This is a genomic window from Salmonella sp. 741265055_HSA (assembly GCF_046569525.1).
In the GTDB taxonomy this organism is placed as follows: Bacteria; Pseudomonadota; Gammaproteobacteria; order Enterobacterales; family Enterobacteriaceae; genus Salmonella; species Salmonella enterica.
Window position 1 is genome coordinate 1 of record NZ_JBKFSQ010000078.1, and the last position, 3,162, is coordinate 3,162.

The following is a 3,162-nucleotide window of genomic DNA, read 5'->3' on the forward strand; positions in this document are numbered from 1 at the left end:
TGGAACTGCGCTGCCGCTGACCGTCACGTTATGTGCGCCCGGCCCGCTGGTTGCAAGCGACGCCGCCGCATCCTGGACGGCACTAACTATATCCGATATCCCCGCCGCCTCTGCGGCGGCCTGCGCTGCGGTTACTGCCGCTTTTACCAGCCCTGACGGCTCCGGCAGCGCACCAAACAGCTCCGCCGCTGCCTGTTCTGCCATCTGTTCGACTGCATCAGCAACACCGGTTGCGGCTGAACCTGTGCTCGTATCGCCACTTTCGCCGGTTATTGGCGGCGTGGTGATGACGGGTCCACCATTTCCAGCTGGTTTATTACCCGTAGATACAAAACTCATGATATTTACTCCTTAAATATCGGATTAAAATAAAGCCCCTGGCGGCCAGAAAAAATAAGAAATCGCCTGCCACTGCCCATTTTTATAATGAAAGAAACATGTCAAATTTAAATCCTTATTCAAATTCCAGAATATTTCCTTTATCTGAATTTTTCTGAATTCAGGATTCGTTGAACGATAAGTATTTTCAATGCCAATGGAATACTCTCCGACAAATTTGTAACGAGGATTTATAAAATCACGTGTCGGACGACCATATTTTTAATAAAAAAAGCCTCAGACTCTCCGTTCTTTATATAACTTCTTTGCTCATATACTGGAGGCTGAACCAAAATATCCCCCCCTGTGGTAGCGATTAGCAATAACGACATCAAAGCAAAAAAAACTGTTCATTTTTTTAACTCCGCAAGCGAGAAACTGGCATCAGGAATTATTACATTTAATTGTACAGGAATATCATTCAGATAATGTTCCCGAAGTTCTGTTCCAGTATTCATCACTCCATCAATATCCCAACCATATATATCATTTGCCACTCTTAACTCATTCGATGGAAATCTTTCCCCTTTGGTTAAAGACAAATAATTGGTATCAAAATTCTCAGGTGGTTTTGGCAGGTCATACTCATCTTCAAGATATAAAAGTGTGTGACCTATCTCATGCTCTACTGATGTTCTGAAGCAGAATGAGAATATCTCTTCATTATTATAGCAAACTAGAATACAGCACCGGGTGGCCAAAAAATATAAGAGAACACTCGCCACTGCTCGTCCTTATAATGAAACCAGCATGTCAAGTTCAAATCATCATGGAGATGCCAGAACATTTCTTTAATCGGTACATTGCTATATCTGGGATCCGTTGACCTATAGGTTTTTTCCAGCCCAATATAATACTCACCAACAAACATATAGCGAGGTCTGACAAATTCATGTTCAGGCCTGCCATATTTTTCAACAAAAGAAGCATCAATCTCTCCGCTTTGTATATTATTTTTTTCATAATACTGAGTTGCCTGATCATCTTTTTTTGTTACATTTACCAGCTCGTATTTCATGCCATTTAGCGCAGTGACATAGGGTTGAAGGGGGGGATTAAACATTACGCCATGCATCAGAAAATGAATGAGCAGAATACCTGTTTGTATCATTTATCTACACTCATAACTGTAAAGTAAGTATCAGGGATTATTACATTCAGAAATGTGTTAACATGTTCCAGGTAACGACTTCGAAGCCCAGGGCAAGATTACGAAACCCCGCACCCCGCAAGGACTGACGCGAGGTACTCTCTGTCCATCGCTGCTCTTCTCATCTTTCTTCTCAGTCCTGCTTTGAATTCCTTATTTTCTGTCAAAATATTTACCGCAATATGCCTTATACCAGAAAATAATTCCGCTGCATTTCCTCTTCTTATTCTGCAATCATCTTCGTTCATTGCTACATCCAAACGCCAGTGCAATTTGTTTTCCACGTCCCAATGACTTCTCATCGCACTGGCAAACTTCTCTGCTGTTAAATCCGCTGAGCTTATATAATATCTCACCAATATTTCCGGTTCTTTCTTTCCACTATCTTTCTCCGAACGAAAAGATACTGCCATACATAGTTTTTTTAAATCCTTCCATTCAAATGTAAAATCAATTAACTCATCCGGAACATCACTGACAATATGAAGCCGGGGTTCCTCTCTTCCATGTCCCTTTTCGGTTGTGGCATAACTGTCATACTTCGGATTATTTAATTCTTTTAGCGGGAATTTTTCTTCAAACGCTTTTGTAATCTACCCTGATTACCTTTTACTGAAAATAAATAGTCACCGCCCTGGCTACGGATCTTCTCTGCAATGTCTTTCTGACATCCCATTGCATCTGTCGTTATGATCTTTCCCTTGATATCCAGCATGTTAACTAACTCAGGAATAGCTGTAATCTCATTGGATTTTTCATCTGTTTTTATCTGTCCCAGCACGAGACTATTCATTGTGGAAAACGCACTTATTACATGAATCGCTCCCCGGCGACGGCTTTTATCGTAAGAATGTCGCAGTGTTTTTCCATCAATAGCGATAATATCGCCATCATCTGAAGAGTGGCAATCACGCATCCAGTTAATGAAACATTCATGGAATTTTTTAGGATTAATGCAGGCACCACTCTGGCAATAGTATCATGGACAGGAATACCATATTCAAAGTCACCATATTGCTTTAAGAAATCAAAATGTGCATTGCCAAAATCCTCTATATCCTCCCAACCCTCAGCCCCTGAAATGACAGCACAAATAGTAAGAAGTAAAATATCCGATAATTTATGTTCTACTTTCCATGGTTGCCTGTAATCGGGAATAATTGAGATATGTTCCATTAATTTTTCAAGATTCATAATCTGTTCTCCTTATTTCTCAGGAGATATTTGATCATATACGATACCAGAAGGATAGTTGTACCGGATAAGGATTGGCTTAATTTTTAGACAGAAAATGCGAATTTATTAGTACAAAAAACATACTTTTGATGATCTTGCCCTGCGAACCGACATGACATTTAAATTATATTTATCAGTAATCCTTTTCAAAATCAAGGATTCCACATTAACCTACAGATTGGAGGCATATCCATGATAACAATTATATTGTCAAGAAATCATTTATCTCATTGCTTAAACTCAATCCATCAAGCACGCTCTCACCTGCTTTTGATTTTAATCGATACGTACCATCAACATTTGAAGTAATATTCAATACATCATCCGTATAATTTCTTATATCGATAAATCCATTTTCAATACCATTGAGGTTATATACTTCCGACATTAAATAAGAG

3 protein-coding genes and 3 pseudogenes are annotated in these 3,162 nt (G+C 39.5%); all 6 read right to left on the reverse strand.

Features of this window, described 5'->3' with window-relative positions:
• A pseudogene (locus ACLD4K_RS21830) lies at positions 1-339 on the reverse strand (type VI secretion system tip protein VgrG); the annotation flags it as partial.
• Positions 340-363: 24 nt separating this feature from the next.
• Positions 364-710, reverse strand: a pseudogene (locus ACLD4K_RS21835) (hypothetical protein).
• A gap of 18 nt (positions 711-728) precedes the next feature.
• Complete coding sequence (locus tag ACLD4K_RS21840; RefSeq protein ID WP_368372386.1) at positions 729-1,103, reverse strand: hypothetical protein; 375 nt, start codon at positions 1,101-1,103, stop codon at positions 729-731.
• A complete protein-coding gene (locus ACLD4K_RS21845) occupies positions 1,055-1,489 on the reverse strand; it encodes a hypothetical protein (RefSeq protein ID WP_411012499.1) in 435 nt (144 codons plus the stop codon). The genes ACLD4K_RS21840 and ACLD4K_RS21845 overlap by 49 nt, the downstream gene beginning before the upstream one ends.
• Positions 1,490-1,587: 98 nt before the next feature.
• Positions 1,588-2,722 (reverse strand): annotated as a pseudogene (locus ACLD4K_RS21850) (ISAs1 family transposase).
• Positions 2,723-2,966: 244 nt separating this feature from the next.
• Positions 2,967-3,162 (reverse strand): hypothetical protein (locus tag ACLD4K_RS21855; RefSeq protein ID WP_411012500.1); only part of this gene is annotated, 196 nt, incomplete at its 5' end.

Coding starts and splice junctions, on each gene's coding strand:
- ACLD4K_RS21845 (WP_411012499.1), bottom strand. CDS start 1,489: ATGATACAAACAGGTATTCTGCTCATTCATTTTCTGATGCATGGCGTA.